General features: G+C 71.0%; 16 protein-coding genes and 1 tRNA gene. 9 read left to right on the plus strand and 8 right to left on the minus strand.

Features of this window, described 5'->3' with window-relative positions; all coding sequences use genetic code 11:
• Position 1: 1 nt before the first annotated feature.
• Entirely contained in the window at positions 2-445 is a 444-nt protein-coding gene (locus tag ASC98_RS04615; protein ID WP_056806146.1) for an NUDIX hydrolase, read from the minus strand.
• A gap of 90 nt (positions 446-535) precedes the next feature.
• On the opposite strand from ASC98_RS04615, the gene ASC98_RS04620 reads away from it, so the two are divergent.
• Both ASC98_RS04620 and ASC98_RS04625 read left to right on the plus strand, forming a co-directional pair.
• Entirely contained in the window at positions 536-2,158 is a 1,623-nt protein-coding gene (locus ASC98_RS04620; RefSeq protein ID WP_082542246.1) for a DUF4139 domain-containing protein, read from the plus strand.
• Positions 2,159-2,265: 107 nt separating this feature from the next.
• On the plus strand, positions 2,266-2,634 hold the full coding sequence (locus tag ASC98_RS04625) for a hypothetical protein (RefSeq protein WP_056806149.1): 369 nt from the start codon (positions 2,266-2,268) through the stop codon (positions 2,632-2,634).
• Here ASC98_RS04625 and ASC98_RS04630 read toward each other — a convergent pair whose 3' ends face one another.
• Complete coding sequence (locus tag ASC98_RS04630; RefSeq protein WP_056806152.1) at positions 2,635-3,045, minus strand: hypothetical protein; 411 nt, start codon at positions 3,043-3,045, stop codon at positions 2,635-2,637.
• Between the two features lie 128 nt (positions 3,046-3,173).
• Here ASC98_RS04630 and ASC98_RS04635 point away from each other — a divergent pair, with 128 nt between their 5' ends.
• Together ASC98_RS04635 and ASC98_RS04640 are read left to right on the plus strand one after the other, a co-directional pair.
• Entirely contained in the window at positions 3,174-5,390 is a 2,217-nt protein-coding gene (locus tag ASC98_RS04635) for a TonB-dependent siderophore receptor (protein WP_056806155.1), read from the plus strand.
• Between the two features lie 2 nt (positions 5,391-5,392).
• Complete coding sequence (locus ASC98_RS04640; protein WP_056806158.1) at positions 5,393-6,556, plus strand: PepSY domain-containing protein; 1,164 nt, start codon at positions 5,393-5,395, stop codon at positions 6,554-6,556.
• A 275-nt stretch (positions 6,557-6,831) separates the two neighbouring features.
• Here ASC98_RS04640 and ASC98_RS04645 read toward each other — a convergent pair whose 3' ends face one another.
• From ASC98_RS04645 to ASC98_RS04655, 3 genes are all read right to left on the minus strand, one after another.
• The gene (locus ASC98_RS04645) at positions 6,832-8,955 is read right to left on the minus strand and encodes an RICIN domain-containing protein (protein ID WP_056806161.1); all 2,124 of its coding nucleotides are present in this window, start codon (positions 8,953-8,955) and stop codon (positions 6,832-6,834) included.
• A gap of 165 nt (positions 8,956-9,120) precedes the next feature.
• Positions 9,121-10,143: a pirin family protein gene (locus tag ASC98_RS04650; RefSeq protein WP_157598241.1), complete on the minus strand. Its 1,023-nt coding sequence runs from the start codon at positions 10,141-10,143 to the stop codon at positions 9,121-9,123.
• Between the two features lie 37 nt (positions 10,144-10,180).
• Positions 10,181-10,432, minus strand: a complete 252-nt coding sequence (locus ASC98_RS04655) for a hypothetical protein (RefSeq protein WP_056806167.1) — start codon at positions 10,430-10,432, stop codon at positions 10,181-10,183.
• A gap of 190 nt (positions 10,433-10,622) precedes the next feature.
• On the opposite strand from ASC98_RS04655, the gene ASC98_RS04660 reads away from it, so the two are divergent.
• Genes ASC98_RS04660 through ASC98_RS04670 form a run of 3 tightly spaced genes read left to right on the plus strand, consistent with a single transcriptional unit; the run spans position 10,623 to position 13,257 of the window.
• Positions 10,623-11,747 carry a sensor histidine kinase gene (locus tag ASC98_RS04660; protein ID WP_056806170.1) on the plus strand — a complete coding sequence of 375 codons (1,125 nt, stop codon included), beginning with the start codon at positions 10,623-10,625 and terminating at the stop codon, positions 11,745-11,747.
• A gap of 5 nt (positions 11,748-11,752) precedes the next feature.
• Positions 11,753-12,517 carry a LytTR family DNA-binding domain-containing protein gene (locus tag ASC98_RS04665; protein WP_056806365.1) on the plus strand — a complete coding sequence of 255 codons (765 nt, stop codon included), beginning with the start codon at positions 11,753-11,755 and terminating at the stop codon, positions 12,515-12,517.
• Positions 12,514-13,257 (plus strand): head GIN domain-containing protein, encoded by a 744-nt coding sequence (locus tag ASC98_RS04670; RefSeq protein WP_157598240.1) that lies wholly within the window; start codon positions 12,514-12,516, stop codon positions 13,255-13,257. Before ASC98_RS04665 ends, ASC98_RS04670 begins: the two co-directional genes overlap by 4 nt.
• 59 nt (positions 13,258-13,316) lie before the next feature.
• Here the strand turns inward: ASC98_RS04670 and ASC98_RS04675 are convergent.
• A tRNA-Met gene (locus tag ASC98_RS04675) sits at positions 13,317-13,393 on the minus strand.
• Positions 13,394-13,498: 105 nt separating this feature from the next.
• Between ASC98_RS04675 and ftsY the strand changes: the two genes are divergently transcribed.
• Positions 13,499-14,584, plus strand: a complete 1,086-nt coding sequence (gene ftsY, locus ASC98_RS04680) for a signal recognition particle-docking protein FtsY (RefSeq protein ID WP_056806175.1) — start codon at positions 13,499-13,501, stop codon at positions 14,582-14,584.
• 48 nt (positions 14,585-14,632) lie between these two features.
• Here the strand turns inward: ftsY and ASC98_RS04685 are convergent, their stop codons facing one another.
• Both ASC98_RS04685 and ffh read right to left on the minus strand, forming a co-directional pair.
• Positions 14,633-15,364, minus strand: coding sequence for a DUF2726 domain-containing protein (locus tag ASC98_RS04685; protein ID WP_056806178.1), 732 nt, complete (start codon positions 15,362-15,364; stop codon positions 14,633-14,635).
• Positions 15,365-15,528: 164 nt separating this feature from the next.
• The gene (gene ffh, locus ASC98_RS04690; RefSeq protein ID WP_056806181.1) at positions 15,529-16,908 is read right to left on the minus strand and encodes a signal recognition particle protein; all 1,380 of its coding nucleotides are present in this window, start codon (positions 16,906-16,908) and stop codon (positions 15,529-15,531) included.
• Positions 16,909-17,008: 100 nt separating this feature from the next.
• Here ffh and ASC98_RS04695 point away from each other — a divergent pair, with 100 nt between their 5' ends.
• Entirely contained in the window at positions 17,009-17,806 is a 798-nt protein-coding gene (locus tag ASC98_RS04695) for an inner membrane protein YpjD (RefSeq protein ID WP_056819680.1), read from the plus strand.
• The last annotated feature ends 3 nt before the right edge of the window (positions 17,807-17,809 follow it).

A 17,809-nucleotide genomic window follows, 5' to 3' on the forward strand; every position in this document is an offset into this window, starting at 1 on the left:
TTCAGCGGGCCGGCACGCACGGGTCGAACCCCGTGGCCAGCAGCGACGCGAGCGGCGCGAACAGCGGCTGCGGCAGCGCCGACCTGTCGAACCACTGCCAGCCGTCGCACTTGTCCGGTTCCAGCGTTGCCGGCTCGCCGAGCGTGTGCCGCGCCACCACGAAGACGGTCAGGAAGTGCTGGCGGACCTCGTCGAACACGTCGCTGGTGTAAGGGCCGCGCTCGCACGGGCCGAGCACCAGCCCGGTCTCTTCCAGCAGTTCGCGGCGCGCGCAGTCTTCGATCGACTCGCCGTACTCCAGCCGACCGCCCGGGGCCGACCAGGTGCCTGCGCCGTGCGAGCCGCGACGGCGGCCGAGCAGCAGCTTGCCGTCGCGCAGCACGAGGATGCCGACGCCCACGCCGATGCGCGGGGCAGGAGCAGGGGAGGTCGTGGGGGCGGTCATCGCACCGCGATTCTCCCCGCTCCACCGCACTTCACCCCGTTCGGGACCCTGCGGCGTATCAGCAAGCCTCTCCACCCGTGAAGGCCTGCCATGCCCGCCCTTGTGTCCACCGCGTTCCGAACCGTGCCCGGTCTGCTCGCTTCGCTGTTCCTGCTCGGCGCTGCCGCCGCCGAATCCCGCATCGCCCGCGTGACGGTCTACGCCGGCAGCGCGACGGTCGAGCGCGTCGCGCGCGCGCCGGCCGGCAGCCGCACGCTGAGCTTCGACTGCCTGCCGGCCGGACTCGACGTGCAAAGCCTGCAGGTGTCGGCCGACGCGGGCGTGCGCATCGGCGAGACCTCGGTGCTGATGCTGCCGCGCGCCAGCGCCCCGCGCTGTGCCGCCCATGCGCTGGACGGCCGCATCCGCGAGCTGGAGGAGCGCAAGGACGCACTGCAGGCCGAAGCCGAAGCGCTCGGCTTCGTGACCGGCTACCTGAAGGACGTGTCGGCCGGCAGCGGCGGTGAACCGGCGGCGCGCCGCGGCGCGCTCGATCCGAAGACCGTCGTCGGCAAGGCCGACGCGCTGCGGCGCACCGGCCAGGACGCGCTGCTGCAGCAGAGCCGCATCGCGCGCCGGAAGGCCGAGCTCGAACGGGAGCTCGCACCGCTGCAGGCCGAGCGCGCCCGCAGCCAGGGGTCCGGCGGGCAGGTGGCCACGGTGACCGTGACGCTCGCGACGGCGAGCGACGCCGATGTGACCTTGAGCTACCAGGTGCGTGGCCCGGGCTGGACGCCCAGCTACCGCGCGTTGCTGGACAGCGCGAGCCGCCAGGTGCGCATCGAACGCCAGGCGCTGGTGGCACAAGCCACCGGCGAAGACTGGCGCGGCGTGAAGTTGCTGTTGTCGACCGGGCAGCCGCGGCATGAAACCACCGGCCGCCTGCCGTCGCCCTGGCGGCTCGGCATCGAGGCACCGCCCGTGCCGCAGGTGCGCAACCAGCTCGCCCGCGACAAGATGGCCGGTGGGATGCTCGCCGCGCCGGCGGCCGCACCGATGGCCACCGAGATGGAAGCGCGCCAGCCGTTGCCGCAATTCGATGCCAGCGTGTTCGACGGCGCGTTCGCGACGCAGTTCAGCGTGCCGCAGCCGATCGACGTGCCGTCGAGCGGCGAGCGGGTCACGATGACGCTCGGCCAGCACGAGGACCGCGCGACGCTGGCGGTGCGCACCGCGCCGCAGCTGGACGCCAGCGCCTTCCTGGTCGCCGACCTGCCGGTGCCCGCCGGCGTGTGGCCGGCCGGGCCGATGCAGCTGTACCGCGACGGCGCCTTCGTCGGCCAGGGGCGCTGGGATGTGTCGGGCGCGGCGCGGCTGTCGTTGTCGTTCGGCCGCGACGACCTGGTGCGGGTCTCGGTGGCGCCCGAGCGCGATACCCAGGGCAGCAGCGGCTTCACTGGCAACCGCAGCGAGCGCAAGCTGGCGCGGGCCTACACGATCGAGAACCGGCACACCACGCCGATCAGCCTGCAGGTGCTCGAGGCGGCCCCGGTGTCGGTCGACGAGCAGGTGAAGGTGGCGGTGCAGTTCGCGCCGCAGCCGGCCGATCTCGCGTGGCAGGGGCAGCCGGGCGTCGCGTCGTGGACGCTCGACGTGCCGGCCGGCGGCAGCGCGCGTGTCGCGGCGGACTACGTCATCAGCCACCCGAAGGAGCTGCGGCTGACCGAGCGCTGAGCCGCGGCGGCACTTCGGCAAACCGTGCACCGCATCGCACGCCGCGCCGTCCGCGCACCGGACGGCGCGCAGCATGGGAACCACAGGCCCTTCCAGAAAGAACCGCCATGAGCATCACCGTCAGCGCCGCACCGTCCCCGCTTGCCTCGTACCGGTCGATCGGACCGATGCCGTTGCAGCCCGGGCAGTCCGCCTTCCAGGCGGCTTCGATCGGGGCCTTGCGCCGCCCGGCCGGCGATCCCGCCATCGAGGCGCCCGCCGCGAAGCCGGCCGAGCCCGGCGTCGATCACACGACGCGCAGCCCGGAACTCGTCGAGATGTTCGACTTCATGCTGCAGCAGCACATGCAGCAGCAATGCCAGAAGTCGCCGCTCGACGAGCACAAGTCCGAGGGCATCGCCGTCGAACTCGCGCAGGACAAGGTCAGCGAGCAGCGCAACTACGCGAGCCACCCGCACCTGATGCTGGCGGTCTGATCAGTCGCTGATCAGCTTGGTGCCGTAGAACGACAGCGTTTCGTTGAAGCGCATGCACGACTTGGCGGTGACCGTCGGCGCCATCTCCTGGTCGTAGCGGTCCTTGAAGCGCACGAACAGGCCGAGCGCAACGTCCTTGGCCTGCGCCGGCGTCACGCTGCCGGAGGCCAGCGCGTGCTTCTCGATGCGATCCATCGAGCTGACCAGCAGCGCGGCATGCGATTTCTCCCAGCGCTTCTGCGCCGCCATCGACGGGTAGCCGAGCTGGTCGCATTGCTCCGCGCCCTTCATCGCGAACGCGAAGTGCATCAGGTTGCTGGCAGCGTCCTTCTCGGTCATCGCGAACGCGGCACTGCCAGCCAGCTGCAGGACCGCGGCCAGGGCCACGGTGCGCAAGGAATTCAGCTTCATCGGTGGACCTCCCGGTCGCAAAGTTTGCGCGGCGATGGTAGCGCTGTCAGGCGAGCGCATGCAGGGCCGGGGCGGAACGGGTTCCACTAGAATGCGAACAATTCTTATTTGCTAATCCTGAGAATCCCATGAACCGTTGTACGCCGATCGCCTGCGTCACCGCGCTGGCCTGCCTGATGCCTGCCGTGCAGGCCCAGACTGCGCCCACGGCGCCCGAGGCGGCGGCCAGCGCGCCGGTGACGACGCTGCCCACCGTGAACATCAGCGCGAGCGCCGATGCGTCGGCCGCCGGGCTGACCAGGCCCTATGCCGGCGGCCAGGTGGCGCGTGGCGGGCGTGCCGGCATCCTCGGCACGCGCGACAACATGGAGACGCCGGTCAGCATCACCAGCTACACCAACGACCTGATCCAGGATCGCCAGGCGCGCGGCGTCGGCGAGGTGCTGCAGAACGACAGCGGCGTGCGCATCGCGCGCGGCTTCGGCAATTTCCAGGAGGCCTATTTCCTGCGCGGCTTCCTGCTGAGCTCGGACAACGTCGCCTACAACGGCCTCTACAGCCTGCTGCCGCGCCAGTACATCGCCACCGAACTGTTCGAGCGCGTCGAGGTGCTGCGCGGGGCGTCGGCCTTCCTGAGCGGCGCGAACCCGGGCGGCGACGGCATCGGCGGCTCGATCAACCTGCTGCCCAAGCGTGCCGCCAACCAGCCGCTGACCCGCGTGACGGCCGGCGTCAGCGGCCGGCAGGGCACGCTGTCGGCCGACGTCTCGCGCCGCTTCGGTCCGGACAATGCCACCGGCCTGCGCGTCAACGCGATCTACCGCGACGGCGAGACCGCGGTCGACGACGAGAAGGCCGAGCTCGGCGTGCTGTCGGTCGGGCTCGACTGGCACAGCCGCGACGTGCGCGTGTCGGGCGACATCGGCTACCAGGACAACCGGCTGAAGGCGCCGCGTCCGAGCGTGTCGCTGTCCGGCCTCGCGTCGCTGCCATCGGCGCCCGATGGCACGACCAATGTCGCGCAGCCCTGGTCGTACTCCAACGAGCGCGACCTGTTCGGCACGCTGCGCGCCGAATGGGACCTGGGCGACAGCGTCACCGCATGGCTTGCCTACGGCCTGCGCCGCAGCGACGAGTCGAACTCGCTGGCCAACCCGACCGTCAGCGCGCTCGACGGCACGGCCAGCGCCTACCGCTTCGACAACGCCCGCGAAGACCAGGTCGACACCGGCGAACTCGGCCTGCGCGGCAAGCTGCGCACCGGCCCGGTCGGACACGACTGGGTGGCGTCGTATTCGGCGTTCCGCCTCGACAGCAGGAATGCCTACCGCTTCGACGACCTGCACCCGTTCGCGACCAACCTGTACGCCCCGGTCAGCCATCCCGAGCCGGCCTTCAGCGCCGGCGCCGGCTTCGGCGGCACGCTGGCCGCGCCGATCACCACCGGCCTGACGAACCTGCGCAGCATCGCGCTCGGCGACACCTTGTCGCTGCTCGACGACCAGCTGCTGGTCACGGTCGGCGCGCGCCACCAGACGATCGACACCAACAGCTACGACTACAACACCGGTGTCGAGAACGCGTCGTACGTGCGGTCGCGCCTGAGCCCGATGCTGGGTGTCGTGGCGAAGGCCGGACCGGGGCTGTCGTTCTACGGCAACTACGTCGAAGGCCTGTCGAAGGGCGACACCGCGCCGAGCTTCGACCCCGACCCCACGCAGCTGCCGCTGAACGCCGGCCAGTCGCTGGACCCGTACGTGTCCAGGCAGAAGGAGATCGGCGTGAAGTTCGACGGCGGCCGCCTCGGCGGCAGCCTCGCGCTGTTTTCGACCACCAAGCCGCGCTCGTTGAAGAATGCGGCCCGCGTCTTCACGTCCGAAGGCGAAGACCGCCACCGGGGTGCCGAGCTGAACGTGTTCGGCGAGGCCGCGCCCGGCGTCAAGCTGCTGGGTGGCGTGACCTGGCTCGATGCGAAGCAGCGGTCCACCGGCAACGACGCCACCGACGGCAAGCGCACGCTCGGCGTGCCGCGCGTGCAGGCCAACCTCGGCAGCGAATTCAACGTGCCGGGTGTCGACGGCCTGGCGCTGGACGGTCGCGTCGTCTACACCGGATCGAGTTACGCCGATTCGGCCAACACGCTGGAGCTGCCGGCGTGGACGCGCCTCGACGTCGGCGCCCGCTGGATCGTCGACCTGCAGCAGCGGCTCGTCACGCTGCGGCTGCGCGTCGACAACCTGACCGGCAAGGACTATTGGGCCTCGGCCGGCGGCTACCCGAACAGCGGCTACCTGGTCGTCGGTGCGCCGCGCACCGTCTCGTTCAGCGCCAGCGTCGACTTCTGACCATGCTGAGCGCCAGCGCCCTGAAGACCTGGTCGTGGTGGCACAAGTGGAGCAGCCTGGTCTGCACCGCATTCATGCTGCTGCTGTGCCTGACCGGCCTGCCATTGATCTTCCACCACGAGATCGACCACCTGACCGGCGGCGAGATCGAGGCGCCGCCCATGCCGCCCGACACGCCGCGCGCCAGCCTCGACACGGTGCTGGCCTCGGCACGTGCGCTCTACCCCGAGCGCATCGTGCAGTTCGCGTCGCAGCCGGAAGACGACGACCGCCTGTGGCACGTCACGCTGACGCCGACGCCCGCGCCGACGCAGGACTTCAAGTCGATCGCGGTCGACGCACGCACCGGCCGGGTGCTCGGCGAGGTGCCGGTCAACACGGGCTTCATGAGCGTGATGCTGCGCCTGCACGTCGACCTGTTCGCCGGGCTGCCGGGCAAGCTGTTCCTCGGCGCGATGGGCCTGCTGCTGCTGGTGGCCATCGTCTCGGGGCTGGTGCTGTACGCGCCGTTCATGCGCAAGCTGCGCTTTGGCGAGGTGCGGCGCGAGCGTTCGAAGCGCATCAAGTGGCTGGACCTGCACAACCTGCTCGGCATCGCCACGCTGACGTGGGCGCTGGTGGTGGGCGCGACCGGCATGATCAACACCTGGGCCGACCTGCTGATCAAGCTGTGGCAGTTCGACGCGCTGACCACGCTGCTCGCGCCGTACCAGGGCCAGCCGCTGGTCGAGGAGGGCGCCCGCGCGCCGACGCAGCGCATGCTCGAGGCCGCCAGGGCGAGGGCGCCGCACATGCGCGTCGGCTTCATCGCGTTCCCCGGCACCGGCTTCTCGAGCCCGCACCACCACACCTTCTTCATGCGCGGCACCGAGCCGCTGACGGCGCGCCTGCTGCAGCCGGTGATGGTCGATGCGCAGACGGCGCAGGTCACCGCGTCGCCGCCGGTGCCGTGGTACATCGCGACGTTGCTGCTGTCGCAGCCGCTGCACTTCGGCGACTACGGCGGCTGGCCGCTGAAGGTCGTCTGGGCGCTGCTCGACATCATCACGATCTTCGTGCTGGGCAGTGGGCTGTACCTCTGGTTCAAGCGCAGGCAGCCGAGGTCGCTGCTCGACGAAGCCGGCGTGCGGCTCGCGGAGCCGTCGCAGGACTTGCCGCAAACCTGACCGCAGGGCGCCCGGTTGGCGACCGGCGGCGGCGGTGCGCCCGGCTCGATCACCGGATCCGCCGGGTGCGGCGACGGCGGGTCGTCGATCTCCGGCAGCGACGGCGGCACCATCGGCGGCGGCGGTGGCGTGGCCGGCGGTTCCGGCACGGTGTGCAGCAGAAGCGGCCGAATGGAGGTCATGGCGAGGCCCGTGTGCGTTGACGACGCAGGCCCCGGGGCAATCGGCATACCTTGTGCCGATGCCCGCCCCTTCAGCACCTCATCGGGGCGCCCTCAAGGCAGCGTGAACAGGTTCAGGTTCACCGCATTCGCGATGGCCGCATTGCCGGCGGTGTTCGGGTGCAGGTGGTCGCCGGTGTCGTTCGCCGGCAGCATGCGCGCCGGGTTGGCCGGGTCGCGGGTCGCGAGGTCCTGGTCGATCACGCCGTCGCAGCCGCTGGCGCTGCTCTTGACGAAGTCGTTGTAGGCCTGCCGCGTGGTCTCCTGCGACGGCGTCCAGACGCTGTCGCTGTACGGCGTCAGCGTCGAGCACAGGAATTTCACCTGCCGCGCATGGGCCTTCGCGATCATCCGTTGCAGCGGGCCGAGCAGCTGCTCCAGCGTCGGCTGCGGGTTGCCGCGCAGGTCGTTGATCGGGTCGTCCGAATAGATCACCCACTTCACGCCGGCCTGGCCGAGCACGTCGCGGTCGAAGCGGTTCTCGGCGCTCGGGCCCGCGCCGTCGCGCAGGCTGCTGTTGCCGCTGATGCCCTGGTTCAGCACCCCGACGCCGATGCCGGCCGCGTTCAGCCGGTTGGCCAGCACGTTCGGCCAGCGCTGGTTGGCGTCGAAGTTCGTGCCGACGCCGTCGGTGATCGACGCGCCGAGCGTCGCCACGCTGCCGCGCAGGCTGCCGTTCGACACGTCGAGGTTGGTCAGCAGCCGGTAGCTGCCGCTGGTCGCGCTCGGGTTGATCGTCGCGTTGCCGCTGACGTTGCCCGCCGCCACGTAGTTCGTCTGCAGGCCGGTCTGGTGCTCGGTCGTCACCGTGGTCGCGTTCGGCAGGTAGAAGCTGATCGCGACGTCGGACAGCGCGGCGACGTTGAAGTCGACCGAGTCGCTGACCGCCTCGCCGCCGGCCGGGATCACGACCGTCGCCTGCCCGCCGAAGCTGACCGCGCGGTCGCTGGCCGCGACGACGGCCGACCCGCTCGCGCGCTGCGCGATGTGCACGTTGGCCACCGTGACCGGCTGGTTGCCGAACACGTTGGACAGGTGCACGCGCGCGGCCGCGCCGCCGACGCTGGTGTGCACGATCTGCCGCAGCGTCTGCTGGTTGAAGCTGGTGTTGCCACCCTGCGGCGATGCGCCCCAGGTGCCGACCCAGATGCCGGTCGGCGGCGGCGGTGTGTCGCCGGCCGGCAGCGGGGTCCAGCGCTGGTTCGCGGCCCCGAGGCAGTCCCACTGGTGGATGCGCGCGCCGGGCAGCGTGCTGACGCCGCTCACGTCGACGCAGCGGCCGCTGTGGCGGGCCGCGATGCGCAGCGCGCCGGCATCGTCCGACACGACGAAGCGCTGGTTCGCGCCGCCGCCATAGGCCCATTGCTGGATCAGTGCGCCGTTGTCGAGCGAGATGTCGCTGACGTCCAGGCCCTTGCCGCTGTTGACGTTGACGAAGCTGTAGGTGCCTTCGGCGGCCGGCTGCACCTCGAACTGCTGCCGGTCGCCGGCGCTGCAGGCCGCCTGGGCCGTCTTCGCGCCGTTGTCGAGCGCGCCGTTCTCGACGTCGATGCACAGCCCGGAATGCACCGCCTTCAGCGCATAGCGGCCGATCGCCAGCACGCCCCGGCCGCTGGTCGACACCGGGTACAGCAGGAACTGCTGCGCACCGCTGGCGCTGCAGCCGGCCTGGCGCAGGCCGGCGCCGTCGTTCAGCGAGCCGCCGTCGATCGCGACGCACTTGCCGCTGCCCGCGTTCACCAGCGCGAAGCGGTTGCCCTGGCTGCGCTGCAGCACGAAGCGCTGCGCGCTGGTGTCGTTGTTGGTCCACTGGTGGATCAGCGCGCCGTCGGCGGTCGAGCTCGCGGCCAGGTCCATCACGCGGCCGGTGCCCACCGCGACCAGCTTGTGGCTGCCGCCGGCCTGCACCGTCAGGTCGAAGGCCTGCGTGGCGGCGCCGCTGCAGGGGGTCTGCACGAAGGCGCCGCCGTCGCTGCCGGGCGGCACCGCATCGACGCATTTCGCGCTCTGCACGTTCTTCAGCACGTAGCGGCCGGCCGGAACGGCAGGCACCGCCAACGCGGCCGCCTGTTCATGGGACGCGGCGGCTTCGGCGCCCGCGGAAGGCGCTTCGCCGCCGCCGCAGGCGGCCAGCAGCAGCGGCAAGCAGGCGAGCGCGGCCCGGTTCAGCGTGTTCATCTCGTCCCCTCGTGTCGTGGTGTGAGGGCCGAACTCTATGGAAGCGTTTCCACTTCAGGCAAGCACACGACTCGATACAAGCACTGCGGCGAGGGCATTTGCGCGGCGACACCCAGCCATCGGCGCACCCGATGGGGTTGTCACGCGACGTCGGATGGACAGGCGTCAGGGCCGCTCGTCGGCGCCATCGGGGCGCCGCGCGAAGCGTTGCGGCTCGGGGCCGTGCACCGGCGCGTTGTCTTTCCAGGGCCATCCGCCGAAGCCGGTGCGCCGGTAGTCGGTGAAGGCCTGTTGCAACTCTTGCTGAGTGTTCATCACGAACGGGCCGTATTGCGCGACCGGCTCGCCGATCGGCCGGCCCTGCAGCACCAGGAACTCGGCGGTGTCGGCCCCGTTGACGAGCTCGACCGCGGCGCCGGCGCGCAGCTCGATCGCCGCATGGCGGTCGACCGCGACGCCGTCGACCGTCACCGCGCTGCCGACGAAGAAATACAGCTTGCGCCGCGTGCCGTCGCCCTGCGCGGCCGGCAAGGTCCAGCGCGCACGCGGTGCCATCCGCAGCGTCCAGATCGCGAGGTCCGCATCGGCCTGCGACGCCCATGAATCGGGCGGCGGCGCGAGCGGGGCCGCCACGTCGTCCATCCGGCCGGCGATGCAGACGACCTCGGTCTGCCGGCCGCCGTCGTCGGTGTGCACCCGGTGCGGGATCTGCTCCGACCAGAACATCGTGAAGTGGGGCGGCACCATCTTGCTGCGCGCCGGCAGGTTCAGCCAGATCTGGAACAGCTCGAGCCGGTTCGGCGCGTCGCGCTTCAGCAGCGGGAACATCTCGGCATGCACGATGCCGCGGCCGGCGGTCAGCCATTGCACATCGCCGCCGCCGAAGCGGGCGATCGCGCCGAGCGAATCGGAATGGTCGACCAGCCCGTGGCGCACGATCGTCACCGTCTCGAAGCCGCGGTGCGGGTGCGACGGGAAGCCCGGCACCGTCATGCCGTGGTACATGCGCCAGCCGTCGAGGCCGGCGAAGTCCTGGCCCATGTCGCGGCCGGTCAGCAGCGCGTCGGGGCCGAACTGCGCATTGCCGCGCGGGTAGGCGTCGTCGTGGTGGACGCAGAACAGGAACGGGTCGAGGGTTTCCCACGGAAAACCGAGGGCGCCGACATGGAGGATGGCTTCACCGGGCATGGCGCGCAGTGTCCCTCAATCCGTGCCGGCGCGTCGTTCAGGCCGTGCTGGTCGCCTGCCGCGTCAGCCGAACGCCGTTCTGCGCGATCGTCATCGTGCCGTCGGCATCGACAGCCACCGGCCGGCCGTCGGCCAGGCGGTATTCCGATTCGCCGGTCGGCTCCCAGTCGCCGCCGAGGCCGGGGGCCGCATCGAGCCGGGCCAGGTGCTCGAAGCCGTGCACCACGTAGTCGCGTCCGTCGTCGCCGTGCAGGCGCAGGGTTTCCAGTTGGTGAAGCCGCTTTTCCATCGAGGTCTCCTGGAAGGTGGATCGTCGGCCGATTGAACTGCAAGGCGGCGGCACAAGCCACCCGGGGCGGCAAGGCCGTGGGGCGGGAAGGGTTTCGACATGGCGCGCACGCAGCCGCAGTTCGAACCCGTGATCCGGCGATCGGTCGCAGCGGGCTTCGGCAGCCGGCGCGACTCCCTAAGATGCACGCATGTCCGACACCCGCGCCATTCCCCAGCCTGCCGGCGGCACCGCGCGCCGCACCGACTGGACGCCGTGGCTCGTCTATGCGGCCGGCTGCCTGCTGTCGTGGCTGCTGTACGTGCTGGCCGGCACCGAGTTCCAGCGCGGCCTGTGGCAGCTGTGGGAGGCGGTCTACCAGGCAACGTTGCAGCTGTGGCCGGCGATGCTGCTCGGCGCGGTCGTGCTGCCGTGGGTGCGCTGGCTGCAGGACCGCATGCCGCGCCCGGCCGCCGCGATGGCGCTGCATGCCGCCTGCGCACTGCTGTTCGGCGCGCTGTGGCAGGCGCTCGACTTCGCGACCTCGCTGCTGCTGTTCGGTGCCGACCATGCGTTCGCGGTGTTCGCGCAGACGCTGCTGTGGCGCGCGATCTGGGGCGCCGTCGTCTACGCCGCGATCGCGACCGGCTTCACCGCGCTGCTCGAAGCCCGCCGTGCGCGCCGCGCCGCGCTGGCGGCCGCGCAGGCCGAATCGGCGCTCGCGCAGGCCGAGCTGGCGGCGATCACCGGCAAGCTGAACCCGCACTTCCTGTTCAACACCCTGAACACGCTGATCGCGCTGACCCGCAAGGACCCGCAGGCCGCCGAAGCGGCGCTGATGCGCTTTGCCGGCATGCTGCGCTACGTGCTCGACACCAAGCGCAGCGCGGCCGACCGCGTCGCGCTGGCCGACGAGGTGGCCTTCGTGCGCGACTACCTGGCGCTGGAGAGCCTGCGCCTGGGCGGGCGGCTGCAGATCGACTGGCAGCTCGACCCCGCGACCTTGCAGGACGAGATCCCGCCGCTGAGCCTGCAGCCGCTGGTCGAGAACAGCGTGCTGCACGGCGTGGCGCCGCGGCTGCAGGGCGGCTGCATCCGCATCGTCAGCGAGCGCAACGGGCTGAACCGCGGGCTGGACCTGACGGTCGCCGACGACGGCCCGGGCTGCGATCCGGCGCGGGTGGCCGATCCGGCCGAGGGACAGGCGCCGCGCACCGGCATCGGCCTGAACGCGCTGAAGCGCCGCTTCGCGCTCGACTACGACGGACGCGCCCGCCTGCGCGTGCATACCGCGCCCGGCGCCGGCTTCCGGGTGGACTTGTGGATACCGCAATGAACGACATGACGACGACCCGCGTGCTGATCGCCGAAGACGAACCGCTCGCCGCCGAGGCGCTGGCCGACTGGGTCGCGCAGATGCCGCAGCTCACGCTGGTGGCCACCTGCGCCGACGGCGTGTCGGCGCTCGCGCAGATCCGCGCGCTGCGGCCGCAGCTGGTGCTGATGGACATCCACATGCCGGGCCTGAGCGGGCTGCAGGTGATGAAGGCGCTGGCCGGCGACGGGCCCCGGCCGGCCGTCATCTTCACGACGGCGTACGACGAGCATGCGCTGGCCGCCTTCGAGCTGCATGCGGTCGACTACCTGCTGAAGCCGTTCGCGCGCGAGCGGCTGGTCGAGGCGATCGAGCATGCGCTGGCCTCGGGCGCGGCGCAGGCGCAAGAGGTGCAAGAGGCGACCGCGCAGGCGGTGAGCGCGCTGGAGCAGGCGCCGACCGAGCCGCTGACGCGCGTGCTGGTGCGCGACCAGGGCAAGATTTTTCCGCTGCACGTCGACCAGATCGAGTACCTGCGCTCGGACACCAAATACACCGCGCTGGTCAGCCGCGGTCGCAGCTTCCTGGTGCGCCTGCCGATCGCCAGCTTCGAGCCGCGGCTCGATCCGGCGCGTTTCATCCGGCTGCACCGCGGCTGCATCGTCAACCTCGATTTTGTCGACGCGATGGCGCCCGACGAGAACTCACAGCTGGTGGTGCAGATGCGCGACGGCAGCCGCATCACGGCCAACCGCGACGTGTCGCGGCGGCTGCGGGAGCAGTCGCTGTGAGGGCGCTGCGGCGGGTGATGGCGCGCGCGCTGACGGGCGCGCTGTTGGGTGGGGTGCTGGCGCTCGCCGGCATGGGAGCGCAGGCACAGCCGGCCGCCGCGCCGGTCGGCCGCGTGGTCGCGCCGGGCGCCTTCGACCGGATCGAGATCGACGGCAGCGCGCGCATCCGGGTCACGCAGGGCGAACGCGAGCAGGTGTTCATCCCCGGCGACGAGTCGGCGCAGCGCGGCGTCGAGGTGGACCTGGTCGACCGACGGCTGCGCATCCGCGCCGGTGACGGCTGGAAGTTCTGGCGCGAGGACCGGCCGACGATCGACGTGCAGGTGCGGCAACTGACGCACGTGACGATGTCGGGCGCGGGCGAGGTGCAGGCGCCGGGACCGGTCCGCTGCGACCAGCTGGTGATCGGCATCTCGGGCTCGGGCAGCGTGCGCTTCGACGAGCTCGCCGCGCGGCAGTTGCGCTTCGACATCTCGGGTGCGGGCGACGGGCAATTGGCCGGACGCGTCGAGCAGTTCGAGCTGAACGTGTCGGGCCGCGGCAAGCTGATGGCCGACCAGTTGCGTGCGGCGCGCGCGAAGGTGGCGATCAGCGGCGTCGCGACGGCCGAGCTGTGGGTGATCGACGACCTGCAGCTCGCGATCTCGGGCGCCGGAAAGATCGACTTCTGGGGGCACCCGGTGGTGCGGCGCGCGGTGTCGGGGATGGGGAACATCACGGCGCGCGGGGACAAGCCTTGACGCGCCGGCCCTCCAAAGACAAAGCCCGCACGAACTGGTGTTCGTGCGGGCTTGCTGTTTGGTGGCGCTTCAGGGATTCGAACCCCGGACCTGCGGATTATGATTCCGTCGCTCTAACCGACTGAGCTAAAGCGCCTGAGCCTCACATTATAGCCAGGGTTTTGATCACTTCCGGTCGACTCGGCACACGTTGTCGTGGGACCCTTCACACTCTCGCCCTCACCCGACCGACCCGCCCCGAATGTTCAGCTTCTTCAAGAAAAAGCCGGCCCCGTCCGATGCCGCGCCGCCGCCCGCCGTCGTGCCGCCGGTTCCTGCATCGCCGATTGCCGCGCCGCCGGCGGCTGTCGCAACCGCCACGCCCGCCACGCCCGCTACGCCCATCACCCCGGCAGCCGAACCCGAGCGCCGCAGCTGGGTCGACAAGCTGCGCGGCGGCTTGCGCAAGACCGGCTCCAGCATCGCGCAGGTCTTCACCGGCACGCAGATCGACGACACGCTCTACGAAGAGCTCGAGTCGGCGCTGCTGATGGCCGACGCCGGCGTCAAGGCCACCGAGTTCCTGCTCGACGACCTGCGCCGCCGCGTGAAGGAGGCCAAGGCCGGCGATCCCGCGCAGGTCAAGACGCTGCTCGCCGCGGCGGTGGCCGACCTGCTGCGCCCGCTCGAGAAGCCGCTGCGCGTCGGCGAGCACGCACCGACCGTGATGATGGTCGTCGGCGTCAACGGCGCCGGCAAGACCACCAGCATCGGCAAGCTGACGCGCCACCTGGCCGACAGCGGGCAGAAAGTGCTGCTGGCCGCGGCCGACACCTTCCGCGCCGCCGCGCGCGAGCAGCTCGCGGTGTGGGCCGAACGCGCGGACGTGCCGGCGCAGCAGGCCGGCTCGGTCGAGATCGTCTCGCAGGCCGATGGCGATCCGGCCGCGGTCAGCTTCGACGCGGTGGTCGCCGGCAAGGCGCGCGGCTGCGACGTCGTCATCGCCGACACCGCCGGCCGCCTGCCGACGCAGCTGCACCTGATGGAGGAGCTGAAGAAGATCAGGCGCGTGATCGCGAAGGCGCAAGGCGGCGCGCCGCACGAGGTGCTGCTGGTGATCGACGGCAACACTGGCCAGAACGCGCTGGCCCAGGTCAAGTCCTTCGACGATGCGCTCGGCCTCACCGGCCTGATCGTCACCAAGCTCGACGGCACCGCGAAGGGCGGCATGCTGGCGGCGATCGCGCGCGAGCGGCCGATCCCGGTCTACTTCATCGGCGTCGGCGAGAAGCTCGAGGACCTGCAGACCTTCAACGCGCGCGAGTTCGCGCAGGCGCTGCTCACGTAGCCCGGATGCCAATCCGGGGTTGAACGGCGGATTGGCCTCGGGATCGCGTCAACGGATGCGCGGGGAGCTGCCGGAGCGGGGAATGCCCGCAGGCGGCGCGGCCGGCGCCAGCGGTGCCGGCGCCGAATCGATGTCGTCGAACCACGTCGACGGCGGCGGTTCGCGCATCTCGAGGCCGTCGTCTTCGTCGGCCTGGTGGCGGCCGACCGGCTGGTAGCCGGCGGTCGTCGACGGCGCGTGGGTCGACGGCGTGCTCTCGCTCGACTTGTTGCCGATGATCGCGTTGCGTGCGCCGGTGGCGCTCGGCAGCGCATCCTCGCGCCAGACGTGCAGCGGGATGCCGGCGGCCTCGAGCACGCGGTCCATCCGGTTGTGGCGCTGCGAGGTGCGCTCCTTCTCGTGCGCCTCGGGCGCGCGGATGTCGACCACCGCGATCACCTGCGAGCTGCTGTCGCAGACCACCAGGTCGGCGCACAGCAGTCCGACGCGGCGCAGCCACTCCGAATACGAATGCCGCGTCGGCACCTTGACGAAGCGCGCCAGCGGCACCTGCGCCAGGATGATGTGCTCCGGCAATCCGCCTCGCAGCGCGAGGTAGGCCTTGCGTTCGGCGGTGGTCAGGATGCGCGTGGCCTGCGGCTGCCACGACTGCAGCGTGTCCAGTGCCTCCAGCGAGCGCGGCTTGTTGCGCTTGGCGGCGGGCTTGGCGCTGCGCGTGCTCATCTTCCAGATCACCAGGCCGCCCACCAGCACCAGGGCGGCGATCAACAGCAATTCCATCTCGGGGTCCAGGTCCGTGTTGGGGGGCAGCGCGGACCTTATCGGGCCGCGCGCGCGGGGTCAATCATTGTGCCGCCTGCGGGCCGGTTGCAGCGAGTTACCTGCCCACCGGTTCGGGGTGGGATGTGACAAGTCGTCTCAAATGCGCGTCTCAGACGCGCGTTTCAGCGCAGGCCGCCCGGGCCGCCCAGGCCCTTCAGGCCGCCCATGCGCTTCATCATCTTCATCAGGCCGCCGCCCTTCATCTTCTTCATCATGCCCTGCATCTGCTCGAACTGGTTCAGCAGCCGGTTGACCTCCTGCACCTGCACGCCGGCACCGGCGGCGATGCGGCGCTTGCGGGTGGCCTTCAGCAGCTCGGGCTTGCGGCGCTCCAGCGGCGTCATCGAGTTGATGATGCCCTCCATCCGACGCACGTCGCGCTCGGCGCGGTCCATGTCGGCCTGGCCCAGGTTGCCGGCCTTCGCGGTCATCTGGGTCGGCAGCTTGTCCATCAGGCCCGACAGCCCGCCCATCTTCTTCATCTGGCTGATCTGCGACAGGAAGTCGTTCAGGTCGAAGTTGTCGCCGGACTTCAGCTTCTCGGCCAGCTTCTGCGCCGCCGCGACGTCGACGCCCTTCTGCACCTCCTCGACCAGCGCGACGATGTCGCCCATGCCCAGCACCCGGCCGGCATGGCGCTGCGCGTCGAACACCTCCAGCCCGTCGATCTTCTCGCTGACGCCGGCGAACTTGATCGGCGCGCCGGTCACCTGGCGCACCGACAGTGCCGCACCGCCGCGCGAATCGCCGTCGGTCTTGGTCAGCACGATGCCGGTCAGCGGCAGCGCTTCCTTGAAGGCCTTCGCGACGTTGACCGCATCCTGGCCCTGCATCGCATCGACGACGAACAGCGTCTCGACCGGCTTCAGCTCGGCATGCAGCGTGCGGATCTCGTTCATCAGCTGCTCGTCGATCGCCAGGCGCCCGGCGGTGTCGACCAGCAGCACGTCGAAGTAGTGGCGCTTCGCGTGGTCGAGCGCGGCGCGCGCGATGTCCAGCGGCTTGTCGTTCGCGCTCGACGGGAACCATTCGGCGCCGGCCTGCTTCGTCACCAGCTTCAGCTGCTCGATCGCGGCCGGCCGGTAGACGTCGGCCGAGACGGTCAGCACCTTCTTCTTGCGCTTCTCGATCAGGTGCTTGGCCAGCTTGGCGGTGGTGGTGGTCTTGCCGGCGCCCTGCAGGCCGGCCATCAGGATCACCGCCGGCGGCTGGGCCGCGAGGTTGATGTCGGAGACGCCGTCGCCCATCGTCGCCGCCAGCTCGCGGTTGACGATGCCGACCAGTGCCTGCCCGGGCGACAGCGAGCCCACCACCTCGGCGCCGAGCGCCTTCTCCTTCACGCGGGCGATGAAGTCGCGCACCACCGGCAATGCGACGTCGGCCTCGAGCAGCGCCATGCGCACCTCGCGCAGCATGTCCTGCACGTTGCTGTCGGTGATGCGGGCCTGGCCGCGCATCGTCTTGACGAGCCGGCTCAGGCGATCGGTGAGGGTGGAGGCCATGGGGCGAAGCGGGCGCGAAGGACGCGGCCCGCGAAAGTACACTGTGGACCATGAGTTTATCGCCCAGGGTTGCAACGCATTGAGCTCGCCGTCGACATGGATGCTGTGGGTGCCCAGTGCCGCCGCCCTGCTGGCCTACGCCGCGGCGGTGCTGCTGGGCGAGCGTCGCACCGAAGCCGCCGGCCCCGGCGCCGCGCCGCGCCGCGCGCTGATCGCCGGCTGGATCGCGCATGCGCTGGCCATCGTGGTCGACATGGCCGGCATCGGCAGCCCGATCTCCGGCGCGCGCTTCGGCTTCGCGCCGGCGCTGTCGGCCACGCTGTGGCTGGTGATCGCGGTCTATGCCGTCGAGAGCCGCTGGGTGCCGTTGCCCGGCGTGCGCCGCTGGCTCGGCCTGCTGGGCGCCGCCGCGGTGGTGCTGGCGGCGATCTTCCCCGGCGAGTTCCGCCCGAAGGCGGTGTCGGCCTGGGCGCCGTTGCACTGGGCGCTCGGCATCGCGTCGTACGGCCTGTTCGGTGCCGCGGTGCTGCACGCGGTGATGCTCGACACCGCCGAGCGCCGCATGCGTTCCAACCTGCGCGCCGCGTCGCGCACCGGCATGCCGCTGCTGCAGCTCGAGCGCCTGACCTTCCAGTTCGTCACCGCCGGTTTCGCGCTGCTGTCGGCCACGCTGCTGCTCGGCTGGTGGTTCACCAACCCGTGGCGCTGGGACCACAAGGCCACGCTGTCGGTGCTCGGCTGGATCGTGTTCGCCGGGCTGCTGATCGGCCGCCAGCTGCTCGGCTGGCGTGGCCGGCATGCGATCCGCTGGCTGTATGCCGGCGCGTTGCTGCTGCTGCTGGCCTATGTCGGGTCGCGCTTCGTGTTCGAGGTCGTGCTGCACCGCACGGTCGCCTGAGGT

It is taken from the genome of Rhizobacter sp. Root1238 (assembly GCF_001425825.1).
GTDB lineage: Bacteria > Pseudomonadota > Gammaproteobacteria > Burkholderiales > Burkholderiaceae_C > Rhizobacter.